This window comes from Psychrobacter sp. Choline-02u-9, from assembly GCF_002836505.1.
Lineage (GTDB): Bacteria > Pseudomonadota > Gammaproteobacteria > Pseudomonadales > Moraxellaceae > Psychrobacter.
This window is the reverse complement of record NZ_PJBF01000059.1, coordinates 252,102-275,856: the sequence shown is the minus strand read 5'-3', so window position 1 is coordinate 275,856 and position 23,755 is coordinate 252,102. Positions and strand designations below refer to the sequence as shown.

Genomic DNA, 23,755 nt, shown 5'->3' with positions numbered 1-23,755 from the left:
AAGTGATTTATACCACCAATGCGATAGAGTCGCTAAACAGTGTGATTCGAACGGCGGTGAATAAGCGTAAGGTGTTCCCGTCTGATCAGGCGGCATTCAAGGTGGTGTACTTAGCCACCCAGCAGGCATCCAAAAAGTGGTCAATGCCGATCCGTAACTGGACGTCTGCTCTTAATCGCTTTATGATTATGTTTGATGATCGTATTAGTAAGCATTTAATCTAAATGGCAGTTACACAGAATCTGGGATGGTCTCGTAGATAAGGACGATGCTTCAGGTTAACCTCACACTTGTTGTAAGTCTAGCAACGGCTTCTGCCTTTCCAGATTACGTTTATAGCTTCTGTTATACTAAAAACTAGTCAAGCGATAATATTTAGTTACTATTAAATTATAAAACTGAAAAACAAATCTAAAGTATACTCACAAGTGTACTAAAATATATATTTAAATATTTATCTATATACATCAAACACTTAACAACAATTAACCGTTCCGGCTCCGGGTACCATTACATAGTCCTATACTATCTTATAGAACAGCTAAAGCCCCTGATATCAGGGGCTTTGTTGTATCTGACGTTCTATACTGTCCTGCTCTATCTATCTCAATCTGTGCATCTGATGTACATTAATCTCTCAGTGCTCGTTTGAAATAATAATCATGATAAGTGATATAGATGACGAGCATCTCAAACGCCCTACTCACCTATACCACTATTCTTAAAGAAACCTATCTAGATTACACACTTGGTTTTGCAAGTAGCATTGTCAATTTATGCTCTTAATAGCCAAATCAGCTATCTAATAACACGTTGCCATAATCATCACGCAGGTCTTTTTTGACCATTTTGCCAGCGCCATTCAGCACGATGTTATCTACAAAGATGACTTTATCGGGTATTTGCCAGCTGGCGATTTTACCTTCGTAAAAGCTTAGCACTTGCGACTCATCGATTTCTGAATCTGGTTCTTTCACTACAATCAATACTGGACGCTCGCTCCATTTTTTATGCTTTGCAGCAATAGCGGCTGCCATTCTTATCTGCGGATGGGCGACTGCGATGTTCTCTAGCTCTACTGACGATATCCACTCTCCACCAGATTTAATCAAATCTTTTGAGCGATCCCGAATATTCATATAGCCATCGGCATCAATAGTTGCAATATCACCTGTGTCGAACCAACCATCTTCAGTTATCGCATCAGGATTTTCTGTGTAATAATCGTTGATGATCCAATGCCCTTTGATCTGTAAACGACCTTGAGACATACCATCTTCTTCAACTCGCTGTAGCGGCTCGTCAGTATCTATGAGACGTAGCTGAACGCCGTAGGGTGGACGACCTTGAGAGTTACGCAACTCATTAATCTCATCTTTACTCAGCGATTTATGCTTGGCTTTTATTTGATTCATCGTTCCAAGTGGGCTGGTTTCTGTCATGCCCCAACCATGCACCGCATCGCAGTTAAAGTCTTCTCTGAACGTTTTGATTACTGATGGTGGGCATGCGGCTCCTCCGACGATAGTACGCGTCATGCTATCAAGCTTACTACCTCTGGCTTTGGCAGCGGTTAATAGGCTTTGCCAGATTGTTGGAACCCCTAGAGCAACCGTAACATGACAATCATCAATGAAAGATACTAGGCTGTCACCATCGAGATTTGGACCAGGAAGTATGAGAGAGCAACCAGTCAGGGCAGCTGCATAAGGTGTGCCCCACGCATTGACATGGAACATCGGTACTACGGGTAACAAAACGTCTTGTGCAGAGAGCGCGGAGACATCAGGCATGCACAATGCCATCGCATGCAGCACAGAAGAGCGATGAGTATATAAAATACCTTTAGGATTACCGGTAGTTCCTGAGGTGTAGCATAAAGAGCTGGCTGTTGCTTCATCGAATTGAGGCCAGTCAAAGTCAGTCGAGTTTTCTGCTAATAGCTCATCAAAGAACAGTACATTAGGCAGTTTCTCTACGATACTATCATCTCGATCACTTAGACAAATGAAGTGTTCAACACCTTTGATATGCTCTTTGATTGCCATAATTAACGGTAGGAAAGTAGTATCAAAAAACAGTACTCGATCATCAGCGTCATTGATAATGTAGCTAAGCTGCTCAGGGAACAAACGTGGATTGATAGTATGGCAAACCATGCCACTACCTGAAATGGCATACCAAGCTTCTAAGTGCCGACGATTATTCCAAGCCAAAGTTGCTATGCGTTCTGATGATTTAAGTCCCAGTGTAGCCAACGCATTGGCCAATCGTTTTGAGTTATCTGAGACAGTACGCCAATTGGTATGAGTCATCTGTCCATCGACTTCTTTGGACAAAACCGCCGTATCACCATGATAACGGGCAGCGTGTTCGATTAGACCACTGATCAGCAATGGCTGATACATCATTTTTCCTAACATAATACACTCCCTGTAGTTATTTGAAAGTCCGCTTATTCTTGCTACTGCATTGCCTGATGCGAAGAATAGGCCTCAACTAAGAATAATCAGAATTATTCTTTAAGACAAGCTAATATTATGTTCTCCATAGGCAACGAAAAATTGTAATTCAATTTCAAAGACTTGATGATTACTCTATATAAATAGTTTTTACTTTCTCATCAAAAGTTTATTGGTATCATTGTTTCTTTAATTAACCGTAAAATTTAGACAAAAAAAATCCGACCACCTAAGTGATCGGATTTTTAATGTTTGGTGGAGATGGCGGGAGTTGAACCCGCGTCCGCCAGCATTACGCTCATGAATCTACATGTTTAGTTTCTGTCTTTAGTTTTAATCCGCACCGATCCGACAGTCAGGATGGATTGGACGATTCTCTACTTTTGAACCCAAGCAATTGAGACAATCACTTGTGGCGAGCCTACATGCGGACGCTTCAACTTAGTTAACCAACTGTAGGTGATCAGCAACCAAGTAAGCAGGGTTTAAGCTGCTAGAGCGTAAGTTTCGTCGTTTGCGACTATAACAATATATGTTTGATTAACGAGAGGACATACACTCTCGACATGCATCATTGAGTTTCATCACCAGCGTCGAAGCCAGAACATCCCCAATAAGACTGACTATTATATAGGAGATATCGGTTAGGTTTCAACCTATAAGTAGCCTGCATTACATTACGTTACAGCTTAATGGGCTATGCTAAAACAGTGTTTAACCATTTACCGATATTTTGGATCTGCGGCATACAGACCTGATGCGCCATTGGATAAGTATTGTAGGACACATTGTAATCCTTTGCCGACAATAACTGCTGGGCTTGCTCACCTAGGATGACAGGCACGACTGGATCATGTGAACCATGTTCAATCAAAATCGGCATGTCTTTATTGGCAGCACTATACTCAATATTGTCATTGGTTGCTAAGTAGGTAGAGAGCGTCATCAAGCCAGCCAAACGTTTTGGATAGCCAAGTGCCACATGATACGCAACTGCCCCGCCCTGCGAAAACCCTGCGATGACGATATGCTCTGGTAACACGCCGCGCTCTATCTCACGACTGATCAAATCTTGTATCTGCTGAGCAGACTCTTCAATTTGAGCCACATCTACTTTACGCTCCAGACTCATCTCTATGATGTCGTACCATGCTGGCATCACCATGCCACCATTTACTGTGACTGGGCGTTTAGGTGCATGTGGGAAGATAAAACGTACTGCCATATCATTAGCCAAGCCAAGCTGCGGTACAACTGGCTCAAAATCATGACCGCTAGCACCTAAGCCATGTAGCCAAATCACTGCGCGATCTATCTTTTTTTGAGAGGGATTGTGCTCAACGACGACTGCGTCTAAATAGTTACTCATAGTTATCCTTAATAATGTAGTGAGATATGCCTTAAGCATTTCTATATTTTTTGCCAAGATAATGTGTGTGTCATTATATGGTCAATATCATCTGTTAGTTTGAGAGTATGGTCAATAGTGAGGTACTAAACGGACAATAGCAAAAATGTGAACAGTATAAGAAGACACGTATGATTTTACGACCGATAAGCTCAATACTATCAAGCTTAAATACTGTCAGCTGTCTATTTTTTAGTACATGTGCCTACAATTGTATCCGCATTAATGCTAAGTTCTTACAAGGCTAAGCTCTTACAAAACTAAGCTTTTACAAGAATGCACGACACTTAGCTTCTTTTGGCAAGTAGCAACCAATAGTCAAACGTTAATTTTTCAATTCCTATCCATACGTCCGATGGGATTTTTTTATAATTTTGCAGGAACATTTTACATGACAATTTCTAATAAATCAGCGCTTGAGCTGAGTAAGCACACGCTGGCTAAGGTTAATAAGATTAATATCGCCTTACCTTTAACGCTGATCAGCTCATTATTGATAGTAGGCTGCACTACCGATAGCCGATCAACGCTCACATCAAAAGCCCCTTTATCGACAGTGCAATCACAGCCACAATCGCCCTCACCTGTCGCATATACCTATGGAGTGCGTCCGTTTTATTTGATAAATGATATGGATGAAGGACCATTAAAAGAAGAGCTACAGGCATGTAGAGGGCAACTACCAAGTAAGACAGACTTCTCTATTGCGCATCGAGGTGCGCCATTACAGCTGCCTGAACATACTTATGATAGCTACGTGGCGTCAGCACAAATGGGTGCTGGCATCTTGGAATGTGATGTCGCTTTTACCAATGACGGTGAGCTTGTCTGTCGTCATGCCCAAAATGATTTACACACCACTACTAATATTCTAACCACACCGTTGGCTAACCAATGTACCGTACCGCCCATATTGGACGCTAAAGGCAAACTTACCAATGCCGATAGTATCGAATGCCGTACCTCAGATATTAGCGTTACTGAGTTTAAAACCTTGACGGGTAAGATGGATGCTGCCAATAAAAAAGCAACCAGTATTAGTGAATATATGAATGCAACCGCGCCTTGGCGAACGGACTTATACTCGCAAAACGGCAAAGTGTTAACCTTGAAAGAGCATATCGCGTTGGCTCGCAAGCTGGGTATGAAGCACACGCCTGAGCTAAAAGCACCTGTAGTGACCATGCCGTTTAACGGCTATCGTTTGGACGATTACCGTCAACAGCTGATAGATACTTATAAGGCAGCGGATGTGCCTGCAAGCGATGTATTTGCCCAGTCATTCAATATAGAAGATCTTGATTACTGGATCAAAAACGAGCCAGCTTATGGGGCTAATGCCGTCTATCTTATTGATGACAGCAACGAGACCGCTAAGGGTAAAACATTTGATAAAAATGACGCAAGCACATGGAAGCACTCACTGGCTGATATCAAAGCACGCGGCATCAACACCATTGCACCAGCCCTTTGGTTATTAGTCACTACTGACGGTAAGGGAAATATGCAACCATCAGAATACGCAAAACAAGCCAAAGCCAATGGTCTAAAAATCATTACCTGGTCGATAGAGCGTTCAGGGCCATTAACGGATGGTGGCGACTGGTACTATAGCGGTCTTGGTGATGCTATCAACAATGATGGTGATATGATGAATTATATTGACGTACTAGCGCAAGACGTCGGTGTCCAAGGCATTTTTTCAGATTGGCCCGCTACAGTGAGCTACTATGCCAACTGCAAAGGTCTTAAATAGGTTTTCGCTTAGTCTATTAATAGATAATTACGCTTAATCTTCGTTACCAGGGCCAGCTTATTTATTGAGCTGGCCTTTTTTTAAATGCATTAAACTAATTACATCGCACACTATCTACTGAGTACCCTACTTTTCCATTAACTTTTCACACCATTTAACTCGTGGCAGCAAGAGCAGTCTGCTGTTTTGTGCTACGATAATTTACTAAGCCTATAAGACGATGTAGAGACTATGACCCACATTTTACTGGTAGAAGATGATCCTGCGATCGCGATGTCGCTTAAGGTTACCTGTAAGCGCGAAGGCTGGCAGATAACTTGGTTGGATAATGCCAGTAGCGTGTTGCCCATGCTGCATAGTTATGAAGCACGAGATCTATCGGCGATCATTATGGATGTCGGTCTGCCAGATGGTGACGGCTTGAGCCTATGTCAACAAATACGTCATACACCTGATATCGACGCCTTAAAAGATTTGCCTATCGTGTTTTTGACCGCGCGTAGCGATGAGATCGATCGGATTTTGGGATTGGAGATGGGTGGTGACGACTATTGCGCCAAACCCTTTAGTCCACGTGAGTTGGTTGCTCGTTTAAAAGCCATTTGGCGACGTGAACAACTGATTCAACAGTCAGGCTCTCATACTATAAACTCAGATAACAGTACGGATAATACTTCCTCGAACAATCTTTCAGGACAAGCATTAACGTTTGAGAACCAATCTGGCGTTTGGCATTATCAACCACTGAACTATTCATTAACGTGGCAAGAGCAAAAGCTTGAGCTTAGTAATACAGAACGCAAAATTTTGCTGACACTATTACAAGCGCCGCAGCAAGTTTTTAGCCGTGAGCAGTTGCTTAATGCAGTAAGCGACTATCCCGATCATCGCCTAGCACGCACGATAGACAGCCATATCAAGTCGATTCGTAAACAGCTCGCTATGGTAGATGCTAATGTCGATGTCATCCATACGCATCGCGGACTGGGTTACGCACTATGTCCCGCTTAACAGTGGCTGCTAGTTTATGAATAATAAAACCAATCCTGCTGAGAATGATATTCATAATGACCAAAGTAATTGGTATGCCAAACTGCATCCTATTGGTACTGCTCAGCAAGCTCCCAAACGCAAACGGCTACTCAATTTAAGTATATTTTTTAGAATTTGGCTAGCCGTTGCGTTGGTGCTCGTCATATGCGGCGTGGTCGTGTTTACTCAGTTGTTTGGCTACGTCAAGCCAACCGCGCAGCAAGTCATCGAAGACACGCTACTAGACACCAGTAAATTACTCGCGGCCAGTTTACAAGTACCGTTATCTACAGGACAATTATATCATGAGGAGTATCAAGCGCAACTTGATGCTGCATTTGTCGGTATGCCAGCGATGGGCGAAACGCTCAGTCCTGTCGATCAAACCAAAAGCTACAGTAGCTTTCGTGTATATGTGACAGACAATAGCGGCATAGTCATTTATGACTCCCTGCCCAAACCTGATAATAATGAAGGGCAGAACTATGGACGCTGGAACGATGTCTATCTCACGTTAAAAGGACAATACGGCGCAAGAAGCACGCTGCGAGATTATCAGCGGCGCGATGGTTCGGTCATGTATGTGGCTCAGCCCATCAAAAATCCGTCTGGAGATATCATCGGCGTAGTCAGTGTCGGTAAGCCTGTCGCTAGCGTATTGCCTTATTTAGATGACACACGTAACCGTATGCTTATCACCGCACTACTTATCAGTATCGCCGCCCTTATACTGGCAGGTCTAGTGGCATGGTGGCTCAAGCAGAGCATTACCTTAGTGACTCAATATACCAGTGCATTGGCAGAAGACACCAAAAAGCCCTATTTTTATCTGGGTCATGAATTAAATAGCCTGACAGATACTATCGAGACCATGAAGCATCGACTCGAAAACCGTGCTTACGTCACTGATTATGTCCATACTTTGACCCATGAGCTAAAAAGCCCTCTAACCGCCATACGTGCCAGTAGCGAGCTGTTAGAGGACGATGGACTAGATGGCAATAAACTGGATAATGAAGATCGTCAGATGCTCATTGAGACGGTTGGTGAGCAAAGCGTAAAAATGCAACAGCTCATCGACCGACTTCTGTTGCTCGCTAAAGTAGAACAGCCTACCTTTAAGCTCAACCGACAACTGACTCCCCTATTACCGCTTTTGCAAAGTTTGATCAGAGATAATACGGCCAAGCAGCAACAGCAGAATCTATACCCTATTGATATATATATTGATAATAAGAATGTGAACAATACTGCAAACTTGCCAGTAGAAGTATTGGCCGCGACTAGTGTGTATGCTGACCAGTTTTGGTTAATACAGGTACTGCAAAACGTGCTTGATAATGCGATACACTTTGCAAAGCGTACCGTTGAGATTTCATTGCATAGCACTGCTCGAACCATCACTATCGATATATTCAATGATGGTAAGCTGCTACCCGAATATGCTGTCGCAAAAGCCTTTGAGCGTTACTTTAGCTTATCTCATCAAAGCCAACCATCATCTCAAGCAACGGAACAAACAACGAATCACACAGATAGCAATAATCTATATACAGAGTCGACAGATCCAACGACTGAGCCAAGGCAGACTGACTATAGTAGTAATATGCTCAAGAAAGGCACGGGCCTTGGACTCACCTTAGTAAAGCAAGTGATTGAACATCATGGTGGTCAGGTAGCCATTAATAATGTTCATGCCAACGATAATAAAATTAGCCCTGATAACACTGATACTGGTAAAGACCAACGTTCTGGCGTGATGGTTAGTATTACCCTGCCCTTAGCTTGAGAGTAATAATTTATAGTCGATTCAATTTAAGGGTAGTACAAGGCAACCGAGTGCAGATGTATATGTGATACTTCAAGCGAGGTTAACGCTGTAATACTTTTATAGTGGAGTGACTATATAATAGTTCATCAACTTTCCATCATGACTACACAGGATTTCTACTTCATTGTTTTACGATAGCAATATGGTCTGTTGAACCGTCAAATTCGTAAAGTAAATTAGGAGTAAAAAATCTATGTCACATCAATTTACTGATAACCCTATTATAAATAACCTAATCGGACTTAGCCGTCATCACTGTGCACAAACCTTATCAAGCGAAGGCTTCGATAGTATTGAGTTTGGTCATTGGCTAGCGATTCCTAGTCAGCGATTATTGTTGGTATTTCGACATCAGCAGTGCGTAGCTATCGATGAATATCAACTAGTAGCCTAATATCTTGCTTGCTCAACTCGTTAATTATATTTAAGTAACACCTGTATTTTATTTGGATATAAAAAAGCCCTTTATTATTTCTAGTAACAAATCACTGGAAACAATAAAGGGCTAATTACTCTACGACAAAAATACTAAGTAATCGATTGTACTGGCGGCTTCACATCGGCGTTTTGACCACGGTGACGCAGGTAATGATCAAGCACTACAATCGCTAGCATCGCTTCGGCAATGGGCGTAGCACGCACACCAACGCAAGGATCATGACGACCCTTAGTCAGCATATCGACTGCTTCACCTTGAGTGTTGATGCTCTTGCCAGCAGTCGTGATACTAGAGGTTGGTTTTAAAGCAATACTCACACGGATATCTTGACCTGATGAGATACCGCCCAAGACACCGCCAGCATGGTTGGCTGCAAACCCATCTGGCGTAAGCTCATCACGAGCGCTATGTCCGAATTGACCTGCCACCGCCATCCCATCGCCAATCTCGACCCCTTTAACCGCATTGATACTCATCATCGCATGAGCGATATCAGCATCTAAACGATCAAATACTGGCTCGCCTAAGCCTACTGGCACACCGCTCGCAATGATATCAAGGCGCGCGCCACAGCTAGTACCTTCACGGCGCAAGTTATCAATCAAGGTCTCAAAACGGCCAATCGCTTCTTTGTCTGCACAAAAGAACGGATTGCTATTTACAAACTCCCAGTCAATTTGGCTTGGGTCTAAGACATTACTATGCTCATTGCCGATTTGGGTAACATGACCACGAATTTGTACGCCCAGCCGTTCTTGCAAATATTTCTTGGCGATAGCACCAGCCGCCACTCGCATGGCCGTTTCACGCGCTGACGAGCGACCACCACCACGATAGTCACGGAAGCCATATTTCATACTATAAGTATAGTCAGCGTGTCCAGGACGGAAAGTATCTTTGATATCGCTATAGTCTTTAGATTTTTGATTGGTATTGCGAATCAATAAACCGATAGACGTACCTGTGGTTTTGCCTTCAAATACGCCAGAGATAATCTCAACTTCATCAGACTCACGGCGCTGGGTTGAATACTTAGACGTACCCGGTTTGCGACGATCCAAATCTACTTGTAGATCTTCTGCAGATAATGCTAAACCTGGTGGTACGCCATCAACGATGGCCATAAGGCCTGCCCCATGCGACTCACCGCAAGTGGTGACCGTAAAAACCTGCCCAATACTATTGCCTGCCATAACTGTCCTTAAACAAGTAAACGCTACTGATGACTATTTGACCAATCACTCATGGTTATTGCTTGTGTTGCTTATAATGAGTGATTGTAGTTGTTGCTTATAGTTTCGGCTCATGAAGCCGACGTCTATTTAACCTAATATCTGTCTATTGAAGGCTATCTAATAGCTGAACATAAGAGGCAAACAATTGACGATTTGAGACTAGCTCATCGTAGGTAATCGCAAAGACACCATGACCGCCATGTGCAAACTTCAACCAATCAAACTGGATTTCAGGATAGGCTTGTTTTAGTGCCCATTCGCTGTCACCCACTTCGCAGATCAGCAACCCATCTGGGCTCAGATAGTCTGGCGCTTCAAATAAAATACGATGTACCAAATCCAAACCATCTTGACCAGCTGCTAGTGCATGCTCCGGCTCATATAAGAACTCAGGCGGCAAATCTGCCATGATAGCGGCGTCCACATACGGTGGATTGGTGACGATAAGCTCATACTGGTTCTCAGCAGGTATCTTGGCAAACAAGTCAGACTCGATTACGTTCACTTGATGGCCAAGATCATGATGATCGACATTGACCATTGCCACTTCTAATGCGCCTTTATCGATATCAACGGCATCGACCAACGCATCAACGAAACGGGTAGCAAGCGCGATTGCGATACAACCAGAGCCAGTACACAAGTCCAAGATACGCTCAGGCTGCGACAATTGCTTCACATCCAAGCCATGGTCATAAAATACCGCTGACTTTTCGTTCGGACTGACACCCAGTGGTTTGGCCAATTCAGTAACTTCAAAGTACGGATGGAACTGCTGACGAATCAACTCTGCAATCGGTGAACGCGGGATAAGAACACGCTCATCGACATAAAAAGGCAGGTCGCAGAAGTATGACAAGTTAATTAAATAACTGAGTGGCTTACGTTCAGCGATACGCTCTTCTAATAGTCCTAGTACCAACTGTTTTTCAGACGTGGTCAGACGACAGTCTAAAATCTGCTCATTAGCAGACCAATCGAGAGACAAAGAGTGCAAGACAATGGCTGACGCTTCTGCAAACTCATCGGTCGTACCTTGTGCAACAACGACGTCGTAGTTACGCAGCTGCGTGACTGAAAAACGAATAAAGTCGCGAATACTGACAAGCTGCTCACGTGCTTCGTTTAGCTCTGCATGTAAGTTAGCAAATTCATCGTGCTCACCAAGAAGTCCAGTCTCTAAATCATACTCCATCTCACCGTCTAAGCCCTCAGACTCATCATTGAAGTATTGGTTTTGAAACTCTTCTGCACTCATTGTTTGGTCTTCTGACATATCGCACCTTGTGGATTAACTGCTAGCGGGTTAAATTGCTTTTTGCTAAAAATCGTTATATTAAATAAAATTCAGTCATACATTATAGACGTAAACCTCTAGTAGCGCCAATAACTGTCATTTTTACTTGCACAAAAAATAGTGCGAATAATGGACAGTTTGCGTAAGAATCGAGCACGACGCCATACACACCTTGGTTAAATTATTACCCAACTGTAGCGAATACGTCAGCAGTTGACGTTTGGCAAGTCTTAAATGCAAAAAGATGTGTCAAAAGTTTGCGATGCAATCAAATTATGCGCATAATAGCCGCATTAGTAGCAACCACAAGTGACTCAATATGATGAAAATAAAGCCAATTATTACTGCCATATCTATCGCAGCTGTAAGCGCCAGTGTAGCCGCACTTGCTGCACCTGCCGATAGTACTCGCACATTGCCAGTACGCACGGCTGACGCTATGCCAGGTCTTGCCAAAAAGGTTAGCCTGAATGTGCAAGAGAACCGTAGTCGCTCAGATGGCGCTGATACTGTACAGTTAAATACAGAGAAAGCGAAACCAGTCGACAGCATGAACCAGCTTATCAATAATAAGCAAGAAGCCAACCAAAACGTGCCAGCCCCAGCTGCTGACAATATGAGTGCAGCAGAACTGACGCGTAAAGATGAGCAAGCTGACCGCAATGATGACATTAGTGAAGGTCAAGCCGTCGCGGCGCCTAGCGACCTATCATCTATCGACTCGTCTGATCCACTCGCTTTTGAGTTACCAGAGAGTGAGAAGCGTCAAGACTTTAGCGATGATCCGACCATCAAAAACATCGAAGACAAAGATGGTAAGAAACATACAACGCTGAACTTGTCGAACTATGCCAAGCAAGTGAACGGTGCTGTTTGGTCACCTAATATGAAAGTCAACTCAGCGATGACGATTAAAATGCAGGCGCTGCTCGATTGGAACCATGCTTCTCCTGGTCCTATCGATGGCGGTTGGGGCATGAACAGCAAAAAAGCCCTTGTTAACTTCCAAACGATGAAAGGCTTGCCAGCGACTGGTAAAATGGATCAAAAAACTTGGGACGCCTTGGTTAAAAATATCCCTGCAAACAAACCTGTACTGGTCACTTATACGTTGACCGCAGACGATATCAATACCAATTTTGCGACCACGCCTTCTGGTTCAGAAGCGAAGTCAAAAATGAAAGGTCTTTATTATCAAGATATCAAAGAGATGCTAGGTGAACGTTTCCATATGGATGTACGTTACTTAGATAAACTTAACAAAAACAAAAAGTATGCTGTTGGCGAGACTATCACAGTACTAAATACTCGCGACAAGCTGAACCAACGTATCAATCGCGTTGTCGCCAACAAAGCCGACAAAACGCTGTATGCCTATAATGGTGACAAATTGGTTGCTACTTATCCGACGACCGTTGGTAGCGATGCCACACCGTCTCCAAAAGGCACGTTCAAAATTATCAATAAAGTAAAAATGCCTTGGTATAAATCAACCGTTGGTGAAGGCGCTCAAAAGAAAGTTCATATGATAGCACCAGGACCAAACAACCCAGTCGGTGTCGTTTGGATGGGATTATCTAAGCCTTCTTACGGTTTACATGGCTCACCAGTACCTGAAGGTATCAGTCGTCAGGGCTCAGCAGGTTGTGTTCGTTTGACCAACTGGGATGTGTTAGAAGTATATGCCAATATCGAAAATGGCGCGGTTGTCGAACTTCAATAAATAGAACTGTATTAAATCTAGCTTCGATGCTAGTTAGCAAATATTTTTAATGATGACAAAAAAGACCTCAATATTGAGGTCTTTTTTTGTTTGTTGATGGGCGGTTCCACTTCACATCGATAACACTGCTTGTCTTTGTGTCTTACTGTTCGCCTTTATGTCTTATAGCCTTCCTCATTGCCAGTAATACTGCCAATTTTTTTGGTAAAGAATAACCCTGCAGGTATTGAAGCCAAAAAACCCAATCCCACCGCTATTTGAATATGAAATATCTCATCGAACCCTGTAACGAGAGCTCCGATCATAAAAAGCCCAATAGTCACGGTGGCTGTCATTGAGTATATGACAGAAAATAATGGCCAGTTCATAAGTTATTCCTTATCTTTATTGTGGATATAATATATTTAACCTCAATTCCACAAAAAAAGTAAGTATTTACCGTGAACCCTTGTAGCATCTATATTGAATGACTTTTGAATAAAAACCATGCTATTATTAAGGTTTTAGACTTAATCATAAGAAACATCAGTTCTTACCCCCACCTTCTCTCAACTCTTTTTTATATTTTCAAGAATCTCCTATATCTTTATCTATTTATCATTACAATAATGACTTTCTTTATCTACTAAGAACGCTATCTGCTATGTCCTCATCTGAAAAAAACACTGCGCCTAACTCAGTGGATCAAAACGATTCATCAATCGCTACTGACGCCTCTCACAATCAAGACGCGACAATTGACCCAGTAGTTGATGATGCCGCTGTAGACAATGATGAAAGCGAAGACAATCAACACAAGCAATCGACTGATACAGATAGCAAAACAGACTCCGAAGTAGACACTGAATGTGCGCAGCCACCTGACGCTGAGATAACCATGGAAACCATCAGTGACGATGTGGTCGTAGCAACATTGGAATCGACAGAACCTGAGTCACAGTCAAATACTGAAGCGTCTGAGATTGCAGAGTCAGAAACTATAGAAGCGAAAGAAAAGTCCGATTTCTTCCAGTCGGATACGGCAGAAACAACAGAAAAAAGTGCTCGAGATGATAGTGGTGCTGAAGTAACGGTAGAAGCAGAAGACGACACTGCCGATGACCCTGCTGATGACACAAACATCGCAGCACAGTCATCAGATAACAAAACAGCCAATCAACAAAAGACAAAAAATGAATCTAGTCGCGATGATGACAATCAAGAGAATAACTCAGAAGATAAAAGTCAAAGTAAAGACACCGATGTAGAAGACAGCGACGCTCAAAAGTCTCAAGGTGAAAGTGACGAGGATGAGGTTCAAGAGGAAAAAGAAGCCAAGCTTGAATCTTATAAGCAGTTTGTCGCCGAGCAATTCAGCAATCAAAAAGTAGATTACCCAGAAGTACGGGTTAGAATTGAGGCGAACGCCCTGCCTAGCAAGATGTACTTCATCATGAACATTTTGTCTGCCATCATTGCCAGTTATGGGCTAGTAACTAATTCAGCAGCCGTAGTCATCGGAGCGATGTTGGTTGCGATGATGCTAGGCCCTATCACGGGCATAGCGCTAGCGATTATCGATCACCGTATGCCATTGCTACGTAAGTCGCTCTTTACCGTCATCATCGGTGTCTCATTGGTGGTATTGGTCGGCTTTATCGTTGGTTGGCTACATAAAGACCAACCGCTAACGGCAGAAATCCTATCACGTACCCAGCCTACTTCCATGGATTTAATGATTGCCTTAGCTGGCGGCACGGCTGGTGCGTATGCGATGGTATCTCCGCATCTCTCGGTTGCTGTTGTTGGCGTTGCGGTTGCCACAGCCTTGGTACCACCACTGGCAGCTAGTGGTATCTTGCTCGCCAATGGCGAGATGCAGCTTGGGCTTGGTGCGCTATTATTGGCAGCGACTAACATCCTTGCTATCCAGTTTACCAATGCGCTTGTCTTATGGGTCTTAGGGTTTCGTCGTTTGGTCGATGACGACTATAAATCGAATACCTATCTGACTTTTTTGCAGCGTAACGCGGTGACTTTATTACTACTTGGCGGCTTAGGTGCCTATTTGACCATCAATCTACAGACCAATGCCAAGCAGCAAGTATTTGAGAGTAGTGTCAAAGAAGCGATCAACAACTACTTTATCGATCAAGGCAATGTATTGACCAATACACAGTTTGATACCTCAGAAGAAAACCAAGTGGTGCGGGCAATCGTACGTGGAGAGACATTACCAAGCTCATACGATGTTCGCCAGATTGAGACACTCATTACTAATGATATGGCAGAGAATTTCCCAGAGTACTTGCCAATCAAGCTTCAACTACGTTATCTGCCTGTGCAAGTAATCGAGTCCAACCCAACGACGCAAGACAAATTAGATGAAACGGATGCGGCAATTTTGACTAATTAGTCTGCATACGCTACAAATTAGGCAATGACTAGCATACGTATAATAACCTAGTAGTTATAACTCTTGTACCAAGAGCTTGGGCGTTTGTGCTAAAATCGCTTGCAAAATTATTTTATGTCATTTACTCAATTCTATCCGTCAGTAAGGAGCCGCTGTGAGCCAGCCATTTCGCTCAGCCGATATTCGCCAAGCCTTTATCGATTTTTTCATAAGCAAGCAGCACACCCAAGTTTCATCGTCTAGCTTAATTCCACACAATGATCCGACATTGCTATTTACCAATGCTGGTATGAATCAGTTTAAAGAAACCTTTTTGGGTATGGAACCACGTGACTATACACGTGCGGTAACCTCGCAAAAGTGCGTACGTGCTGGCGGCAAACATAATGATTTGGATAATGTCGGCTATACCGCCCGTCACCATACTTTCTTTGAAATGCTTGGTAATTTCTCATTTGGTGATTATTTCAAGCAAGCAGGCATCGAGTATATCTGGGAGTTTTTGACCTCAGATAAGTGGTTAGCGATTGATAAAGATCGTCTCTATGTGACTATTTATGAAACTGACGACGAAGCCTTTGAGATTTGGAATAAAAACATCGGCATTCCAAGTGAGCGCATCATTCGTATTGGTGATAACAAAGGGGCTCCTTACGCTTCTGATAACTTTTGGACGATGGGTGACACTGGTCCTTGTGGCCCTTGCACCGAGGTCTTTTATGACCATGGTGCCGATATCGAAGGCGGTTTGCCAGGTACGCCAGAAGAAGACGGCGATCGCTATATTGAGATTTGGAACTGCGTATTCATGCAGTTCAATCGTCAAAAAGACGGCACGCTGTTACCACTGCCAGCACCTAGCGTCGATACAGGCATGGGTCTTGAGCGTATTAGTGCCATTATGCAAGGCGTTCATGGCAACTACGAGATCGATTTATTTGTCCATTTGATGGATGCAGCAGCTGACATCTTAGAGATCAGCAACGAGCAACAATCATCATTAAAAGTCATCGCCGACCATATTCGTGCGGTAGCATTTTTGGTTGCTGATGGTGTCACGCCAAGTAATGAAGGTCGCGGCTATGTATTGCGCCGTGTCATTCGTCGTGCGGTACGTCATGGCAACAAGCTTGGCGCTGATAGCGAGTTCTTCTATAAAATGGTTGCGCCGCTTGTGGCTGAAATGGGCAGTGCCTATCCTGAGCTAAAAGACAAGCAGAGCGTCATCGAAAATGCTATTCAAAAAGAAGAAGCACAGTTTGCTAAAACATTGGCCCAAGGCTTACGTTTGCTTGCCAGCGAACTTGAAGGCTTACAAGATGGTGATACGCTATCTGGCGAAGCGGCATTTAAGCTTTATGATACCTATGGTTTCCCACTTGACTTGACCGCCGATATCACTCGTGAGCGTGGTATTGCTATTGATGAAGCAGAATTTGATGAGCATATGCAGGCACAACGCGAGCGTGCACGTGATGCTGGCAAGTTTGACGTCGATTACAGCAGCGTTATCCAAGTAGAAACGCCAACGACATTTATCGGCTATGAGCAGCTTGAAGAAGACGGCGTGACTATTGACGCGCTTTATCAAGACGGCAACCCAGCAGACAGCTTAACAGAAGGCATGGAAGGCGTTGTGGTATTAGATCGCACCCCATTTTATGCTGAAGGTGGTGGTCAAGTTGGTGAGCTTGGTGAAATCCGTACGGCATCTGGCGTCTTTGAAGTGCAAGATACCAAAAAATCTGGTCAGGCGATTATCCATTATGGTGTCGTGACCATGGGTGATATCAGCACTAAGCAAACCGCTGAAGCGCAAGTACTGTCTAGCATTCGTGCAGCCAGCGCCAAAAACCACTCGGCCACTCACCTATTGCACGCAGCGCTAAGAGAAGTGCTAGGCGATGCGGTCACGCAAAAAGGCTCACTAGTCTCAAGCGAAGTACTACGTTTTGACTTTGCTTATGACAAACCTGTTAGCGCCGCTGAAATCATGCGTGTCGAACGTCTCGTTAATGAGCAAATTCAAGCCAACACCCCTGCCCGTATCGAGCACATGTCGATTGATGAAGCGATGAATCAAGGCGCTATGGCACTGTTTGGCGAAAAGTACGGCAGTGATGTTCGAGTACTAACCATGGGTACAGACCGTATCGTCGATGGTCAGCGCAAACCTTTCTCTATCGAGCTATGTGGTGGCTTGCACGTACAGCGTACGGGCGATATCGGTGTGCTAAAAATCACCAGTGAGTCTGGTATTGCGGCTGGTATCCGCCGAGTTGAAGCTGTTACTGGCATGAATGCGGTCAAAAACATCCAGCAAAGCGAGCAACAACTGAGCGAATTGGCAAGTCAGCTGAAAGTAAAACGTCCTGAAGTGGCGCAGCGTGTCCGTACGATGGCTGATAAGCAACGTGACCTAGAAAAACAACTAGAGCGCTTGCAGCAAAAAATCGCCAGTGCTCAAGCAGCCAATTTGCTTGATGATGTACAAACGATCGCAGGTACGCCAGTTCTTATCAGCACCTTAAGCGGTATCGATGGTAAATCCATCCGTACGCTGATGGACGATATCAAATCAAAACTGCCTGATAGCGTAATTGTATTGATTGGTGATAAAGATGACCAGTTAGCACTCGCAGCGAGCGTCGCAAAACCTGTCACTGCCAAAGTGAAAGCTGGCGATATTATTCGTCATTTGGCAGGTGAGCTTGGTGGTAAAGGTGGCGGTAAGCCTGACTACGCACAAGGCGGCGCACCGAAGTCTGGCAACAGTACAGCGGTTATCAGCGCTCTACCTGCTTGGATTGAAACCCAGCTAAGCTAGCGAATACTAAACTCGTGAATATATTGGTATAGCGCGTCACAATGTACTTTATATTTATCGCATAGCTTTACTCTATTACACATAGAATACGTGATTGGTTATAACTACTATAACCAATCGCCATACATCTAAGCGCTCCTGAGGCTTAAAGTTATGCGGTAGATATGGTATAAAGGTCAACGTTTGGGCATATTGTTCATTCCATAAGGTTGATAGATACCATTAGAAGAATGAAAGACCTAAAGGCATAACTCTTATCATCTGGCTTTATCTATACAAGCATTGACGAGCATCACATTGACTCTCATCAATGACAATAAAAAGTCATTATTGAATAAATAGGTAGATTTTTATGGCGTTAATAGTACAGAAATACGGCGGCACCTCGATGGGCAGTATCGACCGCATCAAAAACGTCGCCAAACGAGTCAAACGCTGGCATGACAATGGTCATCAAGTGGTCGTCGTGGTCTCAGCCATGAGCGGCGAAACCAACCGTTTGATTGATCTAGCTCGCCAAATTAGCACACAGCCTGATCCTCGCGAATACGATCAGATGGTCTCAACAGGTGAGCAGGTTTCTATCTCACTCCTCGCTATGGCCATTAAAGAGCTTGGTATTGGTGCCCGTTCAATGACTGGTCGCCAAGTCGCGATTAAAACCGACAACGCCCATAACAAAGCCCGTATCGAAAGCATCGATGACAAAAACATACGTGAGCAATTAGATGCTGGCAATATCGTTATTGTGGCAGGTTTCCAAGGTATCGACGAAGAAGGCAACGCGACCACATTAGGGCGCGGCGGTTCTGATACCACAGGTGTGGCGATTGCTGCTGCCTTGGGCGCTGACGAGTGTCAAATTTATACCGATGTCGATGGCGTCTATACCACTGACCCTCGTGTGACCTCAAAAGCCAAAAAGCTTGAAAAAATTACATTTGAAGAAATGCTTGAAATGGCAAGTCTTGGCTCTAAGATTCTACAAATTCGCTCAGTAGAATTCGCTGGTAAATATGGCGTGCCGCTACGTGTACTCTCTAGCTTTGATGAAAACACAGACGGTAGCTTTGACCAAGAGTTTCAAGACAACGTGGGTACCCTAATAACGATAGACGAAGGAGACAATATGGAACAGGCAATCATCTCAGGTATCGCGTTCAACAGAGACGAAGCAAAAATCTTAGTACGCGGCGTGCCTGACCATCCTGGTATCGCCTCTGCTATCTTAAGCCCAATTGGTCGTGCCAATATCGAAATCGATATGATTGTACAAAACCTTTCGGATAACGGTACTACTGACTTTACTTTCACAGTTAACCGCACTGATTTAGATAAGACGCTAAAAGTGCTTAACGAAGAAGTAAAAGATGAAATTGGCGCCAAAGAAATATTAGGCAACAGTGAAGTCGTCAAAGTATCATTGGTTGGTGTTGGCATGCGTTCACACGCAGGTGTCGCTAGCCTTATGTTCCAAACACTGGCTGAAAACAACATCAATATCCAAATGATTTCAACTAGCGAAATCAAAGTGTCGGTTCTGATTCAGGATCAACACCTAGAAAAAGCCGTTAAGTCATTGCACACGGCATTTGGCCTAGATCGTGAAGACGGCGAAAGCAAAATCGCTGGGCTATAAGACATAAAAACTGTTAAAATATAGCATTAGCTTTAATGGTTATCTATTAACCGCTATTAATGACTTTATACTTTATATAGTATGTAGATAAACAGTATTTAAATTAATAGCGTTTGAATTAATAGTATCTAAATAAAAACAGTACTTAAATAAAATAGGATCTTTTTAGGTCCTATTTTTATTTTTTAGCATAGTTGAAATGAGCATTTACCTAATAGTTTTGTGAAAAACCGTGACAGTATCTGTTATGCCGCCTATAATGGGGCTTTCATTTGGGCTAAATGAATCTACCTATCATTACCGCTATTGGCACGATATCGAGCATCGTGATAATGGTTATATTGCGTGTTTGGTGCTGCGGTGATGCTCTGCAATTGAGAAGTAATCTGATGAGTAATAATTTGTTGATGCGACATAAGGAGTGTGACGCATGTTAATTTTGACACGCCGCGTGGGCGAAACGCTAATGATTGGCGACGAAGTAAGTGTGACGGTTCTAGGCGTCAAAGGCAATCAAGTACGTATCGGTGTAAACGCACCTAAAGATATTGCAGTACACCGCGAAGAGATTTATCAACGTATTCAGCATGAGCGTTCTGTACAGTCGCAAATGCAGCATCTTGAGCAAGGCAACTTTTCGCCTTCGTTTGATGATGAAGATTACTTTAATCGCTAAGCTAGCTAAATTATAATGCTGAACGCTCAACGGCTACTATCATCATTGAGCACACATAAATATTATATTGTTTTTTTAATCTGCTCTGAGGTCATTTATTTATGAGTATCCGCCAATCAGATGTATCGGCATTACTTAATGGTTTGAACAAAAAAGCCATTGGATTCAATGATGTCATCAGCTTTATCGATGATTTTTATCGCTATGCGCCTGCCCCTTTTGTGAATGGGATGGTACATAATGCAGCCGGTGAGAACGAAGGTAGCGCAAAGATTTTTGGTTTTGCTAAGCACCATGGCCTGAACCAATTGGACACGCTTAAGCTATTTGGCGAACATTATACCAAGGTTCAAGCAACGCCTAACGGTACCGATCATGCCAATATCCGTAATTTTTTACATTGGGGCTGGCAAGGATTCTTGATGCAAAAGAATCCGCTAACGGTTCGTCCTAGTGTCGATACGACTGCTATTTAATCATTTATAGTGATTAAGCTATTTCTGATAATTTAATTATTGGTAAAGTAAAAAAAGCCACGCTATATAGCGTGGCTTTTTTATGATAATTGTTTTTATAACAACTATTACAACTTATTTATAAATCTATTTATCACGAAACTTAACAGGCTGTACCGCGCCTTTAGGATTCGGCATATTAGGATAGTGATGCTCGTGCTCGACGTCACATTCAGCGCCAACGACAGAACCATCATCTTTTACGGGTTTATGAATATAACCTGTACGCTCGGCTGGCGGCAGGTGCTCATGCTCCCATACCATCACTGCTTGCATACAAGTCTCGCGCTGCTCAGCGGTAATCTTACGACCGTCAGGCCATTTACCTAGCTCAATCGCCATACGAAATTTATCAACCACTTCGGGCGTTAGACTTGCTAGTATTGTTTGTTTATCCATCTTACCTACTCTCCACTACCATTTTTTGTATCATATTTTGGTCTAATAGATACGCTTATTCATCGTCTATAATATCATCATCGACATCAAGACTGAATTCTTCGGCATGTACGTTCCAGTGCAGCTTTGTACGGCAGGCCTCATAAAAGTCAAACCCAGGTGGGTGCAACAAGGTAAGCTTATCAGGATGCTTACGAATGTGTAGGCGCTGCTCTTGCTCAAGTGGCACGCTTGGCTTACCGTCCGCACTCACCATCGGCTGAGTACGATTGTCTTCATGAATACGAATACAAACCTCACTATTACCGCTGACCACAATCGGTCTACTAGATAATGTATGGGGATGCATCGGTACCAGACAAATAGCGTCCATACTTGGATGAATGATTGGACCGCCACCTGATAAGGCGTAAGCGGTAGAGCCAGTCGGTGTTGCTGCTATCAAGCCATCACTGTGCTGTCTATAAACATCATGTCCATCAATTTTCATCTGAAAATCAATCATATGTACGGATTTACCGGCGTGCAGTACGATGTCGTTCAGCGCCATATCTTCATGGATAATTTTGCGCCCTTCTCGTATCTCCATCGTCAATAAAAACCGATGGTCCAGTTGATAGTCTCCCATCAGCACTTGACGTAACTTAAACGCAGCTTCATTAGGTTTTACATCTGCTAAAAATCCTAAGCGACCACGGTTAACCCCTAATACAGGTACACGGTAGCGTGCTAGCGCTTCAGCAGCATGTAATATCGAACCATCACCGCCAACCACAATAACTAAATCACAAATCTCACCAATCAAACCACGTTTGACGATTTTGACTCTTTCTATGTCTGTGAGGTCAAGCGTTGGCAAATTGGCCGTTTGTACATCCATTATTAACGTCAAATTCATATCATTGACGGTTTGGGCAATCTGTACCAAGCTTTGAGTGACACTACGTTTACCAGCACGGCCCATTAGACCAATACGCCTAAAGGCAGGATTTTTAATAGCGTGGAATAGCTCTGATTCATGTAAGTGTGGCAATCTTGCTGACTGCGCTGAGTTTTCCATAAAACGACTCGGTATAACGGTGAAGTACAAGGTAATGATAGCGATAAATGCGCGCTTAGACTAGCATGTTTATGAATTATCGTTGTTAACTGTCGTAACTGACCCCATATAAAAGCTATCGAATGTTTTACTTAGCCAAATCTGTCTGTTCAGTTTTTCAATTAGCGTATTGAGCGATACAGTAGCTCGATGCACTAGCAAATGAGCAGCCTGAGGTTGCACCGCAGCAGTTGTCACGCAAACACAGTTGACAATAATGGCGGTTTTGCTAAAGTAACTAACATCACTATTTTTATATTTTATTATTAAGGACTTATGTATGGCCAATCCTATTGTCAGTCGCGCAGAATTTGCGATCGGCGGTAATCCAATGACGGTCAAGGGTGTAATTCAAAAGACCAGCTTGTTACTTGGTTTATCAGCCATTACTGGTGTGGGCTTTTTCTTTTATGCGCTTATGGCAGGTTTATCGCAAGGTTTTATTACGATGGCAGCCTTTGGTAGCATGATTGCTGCGTTTGTTCTGGCGCTTTTTATTACCTTTAAGCCGCAAAAAGCCAAGACTTTGGCAGTGCCTTACGCCTTGTTAGAAGGTATCTTTTTGGGCGGCATCTCGTTATTTTTCATGAGAATGTATCCAACAGTACCAGTCACTGCAATGTGTGCAACTTTCGTCACAGCTGCAGTTATGCTTGGTCTATATCGTTCAGGTCTAGTTAAGGTTACTGAAAAGTTCCGTTCTATCGTGACCTCGGCGGTCATTGCCATTATGCTTGTTTATGTAGCACAGTGGGTACTTTCTCTAGCGTTTGGCTCATCATTGCCGTTCCTATTTGAAGGTGGCGCTATCGCTATTGGCTTTAGCTTATTTGTGATCGTTATTGCTTCTTTCACTTTGCTATTAGATTTCGATAATATTGATCGCGGTGTGGCGATGGGTGTGTCTGAAGATTACGAGTGGTTGTTCAGTATTGGTATTCTTGCGACCTTAGTCTGGATGTATATCGAATTTATGCGTCTGCTAAGCTATCTACAAGACTAATTGTAAGAGCTACCTAACA

18 protein-coding genes, 1 other RNA gene and 1 pseudogene are annotated in these 23,755 nt (G+C 43.3%); 12 read left to right on the top strand and 8 right to left on the bottom strand.

Going from position 1 to position 23,755, the window contains the following annotated elements:
* Positions 1–224 (top strand): transposase (locus tag CXF69_RS12500; protein WP_145990571.1); only part of this gene is annotated, 224 nt, incomplete at its 5' end.
* 570 nt (positions 225–794) lie between these two features.
* Here CXF69_RS12500 and CXF69_RS12495 read toward each other — a convergent pair.
* The 3 genes from CXF69_RS12495 to CXF69_RS12485 all read right to left on the bottom strand — a co-directional run bounded on the left by CXF69_RS12495 (position 795) and on the right by CXF69_RS12485 (position 3,831).
* On the bottom strand, positions 795–2,423 hold the full coding sequence (locus CXF69_RS12495) for a long-chain-fatty-acid--CoA ligase (protein ID WP_101206087.1): 1,629 nt from the start codon (positions 2,421–2,423) through the stop codon (positions 795–797).
* 292 nt (positions 2,424–2,715) lie between these two features.
* Positions 2,716–3,074: a transfer-messenger RNA gene (ssrA, locus tag CXF69_RS12490) on the bottom strand.
* Between the two features lie 85 nt (positions 3,075–3,159).
* The gene (locus CXF69_RS12485; RefSeq protein ID WP_101206111.1) at positions 3,160–3,831 is read right to left on the bottom strand and encodes an alpha/beta hydrolase; all 672 of its coding nucleotides are present in this window, start codon (positions 3,829–3,831) and stop codon (positions 3,160–3,162) included.
* A gap of 430 nt (positions 3,832–4,261) precedes the next feature.
* On the opposite strand from CXF69_RS12485, the gene CXF69_RS12480 reads away from it, so the two are divergent.
* From CXF69_RS12480 to CXF69_RS12465, 4 genes are all read left to right on the top strand, one after another.
* On the top strand, positions 4,262–5,626 hold the full coding sequence (locus CXF69_RS12480) for a glycerophosphodiester phosphodiesterase family protein (RefSeq protein ID WP_102078832.1): 1,365 nt from the start codon (positions 4,262–4,264) through the stop codon (positions 5,624–5,626).
* Between the two features lie 231 nt (positions 5,627–5,857).
* A complete protein-coding gene (locus tag CXF69_RS12475; protein ID WP_101206113.1) occupies positions 5,858–6,637 on the top strand; it encodes a response regulator in 780 nt (259 codons plus the stop codon).
* A 16-nt stretch (positions 6,638–6,653) separates the two neighbouring features.
* A complete protein-coding gene (gene creC / locus CXF69_RS12470; RefSeq protein ID WP_101206114.1) occupies positions 6,654–8,447 on the top strand; it encodes a two-component system sensor histidine kinase CreC in 1,794 nt (597 codons plus the stop codon).
* Between the two features lie 235 nt (positions 8,448–8,682).
* On the top strand, positions 8,683–8,883 hold the full coding sequence (locus CXF69_RS12465) for a hypothetical protein (RefSeq protein WP_101206115.1): 201 nt from the start codon (positions 8,683–8,685) through the stop codon (positions 8,881–8,883).
* 134 nt (positions 8,884–9,017) lie between these two features.
* Here CXF69_RS12465 and aroC read toward each other — a convergent pair whose 3' ends face one another.
* Complete coding sequence (gene aroC, locus CXF69_RS12460; protein ID WP_101206116.1) at positions 9,018–10,121, bottom strand: chorismate synthase; 1,104 nt, start codon at positions 10,119–10,121, stop codon at positions 9,018–9,020.
* Positions 10,122–10,266: 145 nt separating this feature from the next.
* Complete coding sequence (gene prmB, locus CXF69_RS12455) at positions 10,267–11,439, bottom strand: 50S ribosomal protein L3 N(5)-glutamine methyltransferase (RefSeq protein WP_101206117.1); 1,173 nt, start codon at positions 11,437–11,439, stop codon at positions 10,267–10,269.
* Positions 11,440–11,779: 340 nt separating this feature from the next.
* On the opposite strand from prmB, the gene CXF69_RS12450 reads away from it, so the two are divergent.
* A complete protein-coding gene (locus CXF69_RS12450) occupies positions 11,780–13,183 on the top strand; it encodes a L,D-transpeptidase family protein (RefSeq protein WP_227522972.1) in 1,404 nt (467 codons plus the stop codon).
* A gap of 155 nt (positions 13,184–13,338) precedes the next feature.
* Here the strand turns inward: CXF69_RS12450 and CXF69_RS12445 are convergent, their stop codons facing one another.
* Positions 13,339–13,551, bottom strand: coding sequence for a hypothetical protein (locus CXF69_RS12445; RefSeq protein WP_101206118.1), 213 nt, complete (start codon positions 13,549–13,551; stop codon positions 13,339–13,341).
* A gap of 275 nt (positions 13,552–13,826) precedes the next feature.
* Between CXF69_RS12445 and CXF69_RS12440 the strand changes: the two genes are divergently transcribed.
* The 5 genes and pseudogenes from CXF69_RS12440 to CXF69_RS12420 all read left to right on the top strand — a co-directional run bounded on the left by CXF69_RS12440 (position 13,827) and on the right by CXF69_RS12420 (position 21,196).
* Complete coding sequence (locus CXF69_RS12440; RefSeq protein WP_101206119.1) at positions 13,827–15,578, top strand: DUF389 domain-containing protein; 1,752 nt, start codon at positions 13,827–13,829, stop codon at positions 15,576–15,578.
* A gap of 154 nt (positions 15,579–15,732) precedes the next feature.
* Positions 15,733–18,405: an alanine--tRNA ligase gene (gene alaS / locus CXF69_RS12435; protein WP_101206120.1), complete on the top strand. Its 2,673-nt coding sequence runs from the start codon at positions 15,733–15,735 to the stop codon at positions 18,403–18,405.
* Positions 18,406–18,757: 352 nt separating this feature from the next.
* Positions 18,758–20,044, top strand: coding sequence for an aspartate kinase (locus tag CXF69_RS12430; RefSeq protein WP_057759246.1), 1,287 nt, complete (start codon positions 18,758–18,760; stop codon positions 20,042–20,044).
* A gap of 430 nt (positions 20,045–20,474) precedes the next feature.
* Positions 20,475–20,642, top strand: a pseudogene (csrA, locus tag CXF69_RS12425) (carbon storage regulator CsrA); the annotation flags it as partial.
* Positions 20,643–20,821: 179 nt separating this feature from the next.
* Positions 20,822–21,196 carry a HopJ type III effector protein gene (locus CXF69_RS12420; protein WP_101206121.1) on the top strand — a complete coding sequence of 125 codons (375 nt, stop codon included), beginning with the start codon at positions 20,822–20,824 and terminating at the stop codon, positions 21,194–21,196.
* 126 nt (positions 21,197–21,322) lie between these two features.
* On the opposite strand, the gene CXF69_RS12415 is transcribed toward CXF69_RS12420, so the two are convergent.
* Both CXF69_RS12415 and CXF69_RS12410 read right to left on the bottom strand, forming a co-directional pair.
* Positions 21,323–21,634 carry a YeaC family protein gene (locus CXF69_RS12415; protein WP_057759241.1) on the bottom strand — a complete coding sequence of 104 codons (312 nt, stop codon included), beginning with the start codon at positions 21,632–21,634 and terminating at the stop codon, positions 21,323–21,325.
* Between the two features lie 55 nt (positions 21,635–21,689).
* Positions 21,690–22,694, bottom strand: coding sequence for an NAD(+) kinase (locus CXF69_RS12410; RefSeq protein ID WP_166739233.1), 1,005 nt, complete (start codon positions 22,692–22,694; stop codon positions 21,690–21,692).
* A gap of 319 nt (positions 22,695–23,013) precedes the next feature.
* Here CXF69_RS12410 and CXF69_RS12405 point away from each other — a divergent pair, with 319 nt between their 5' ends.
* Positions 23,014–23,736: a Bax inhibitor-1/YccA family protein gene (locus CXF69_RS12405; RefSeq protein WP_101206122.1), complete on the top strand. Its 723-nt coding sequence runs from the start codon at positions 23,014–23,016 to the stop codon at positions 23,734–23,736.
* Positions 23,737–23,755 lie beyond the last annotated feature (19 nt).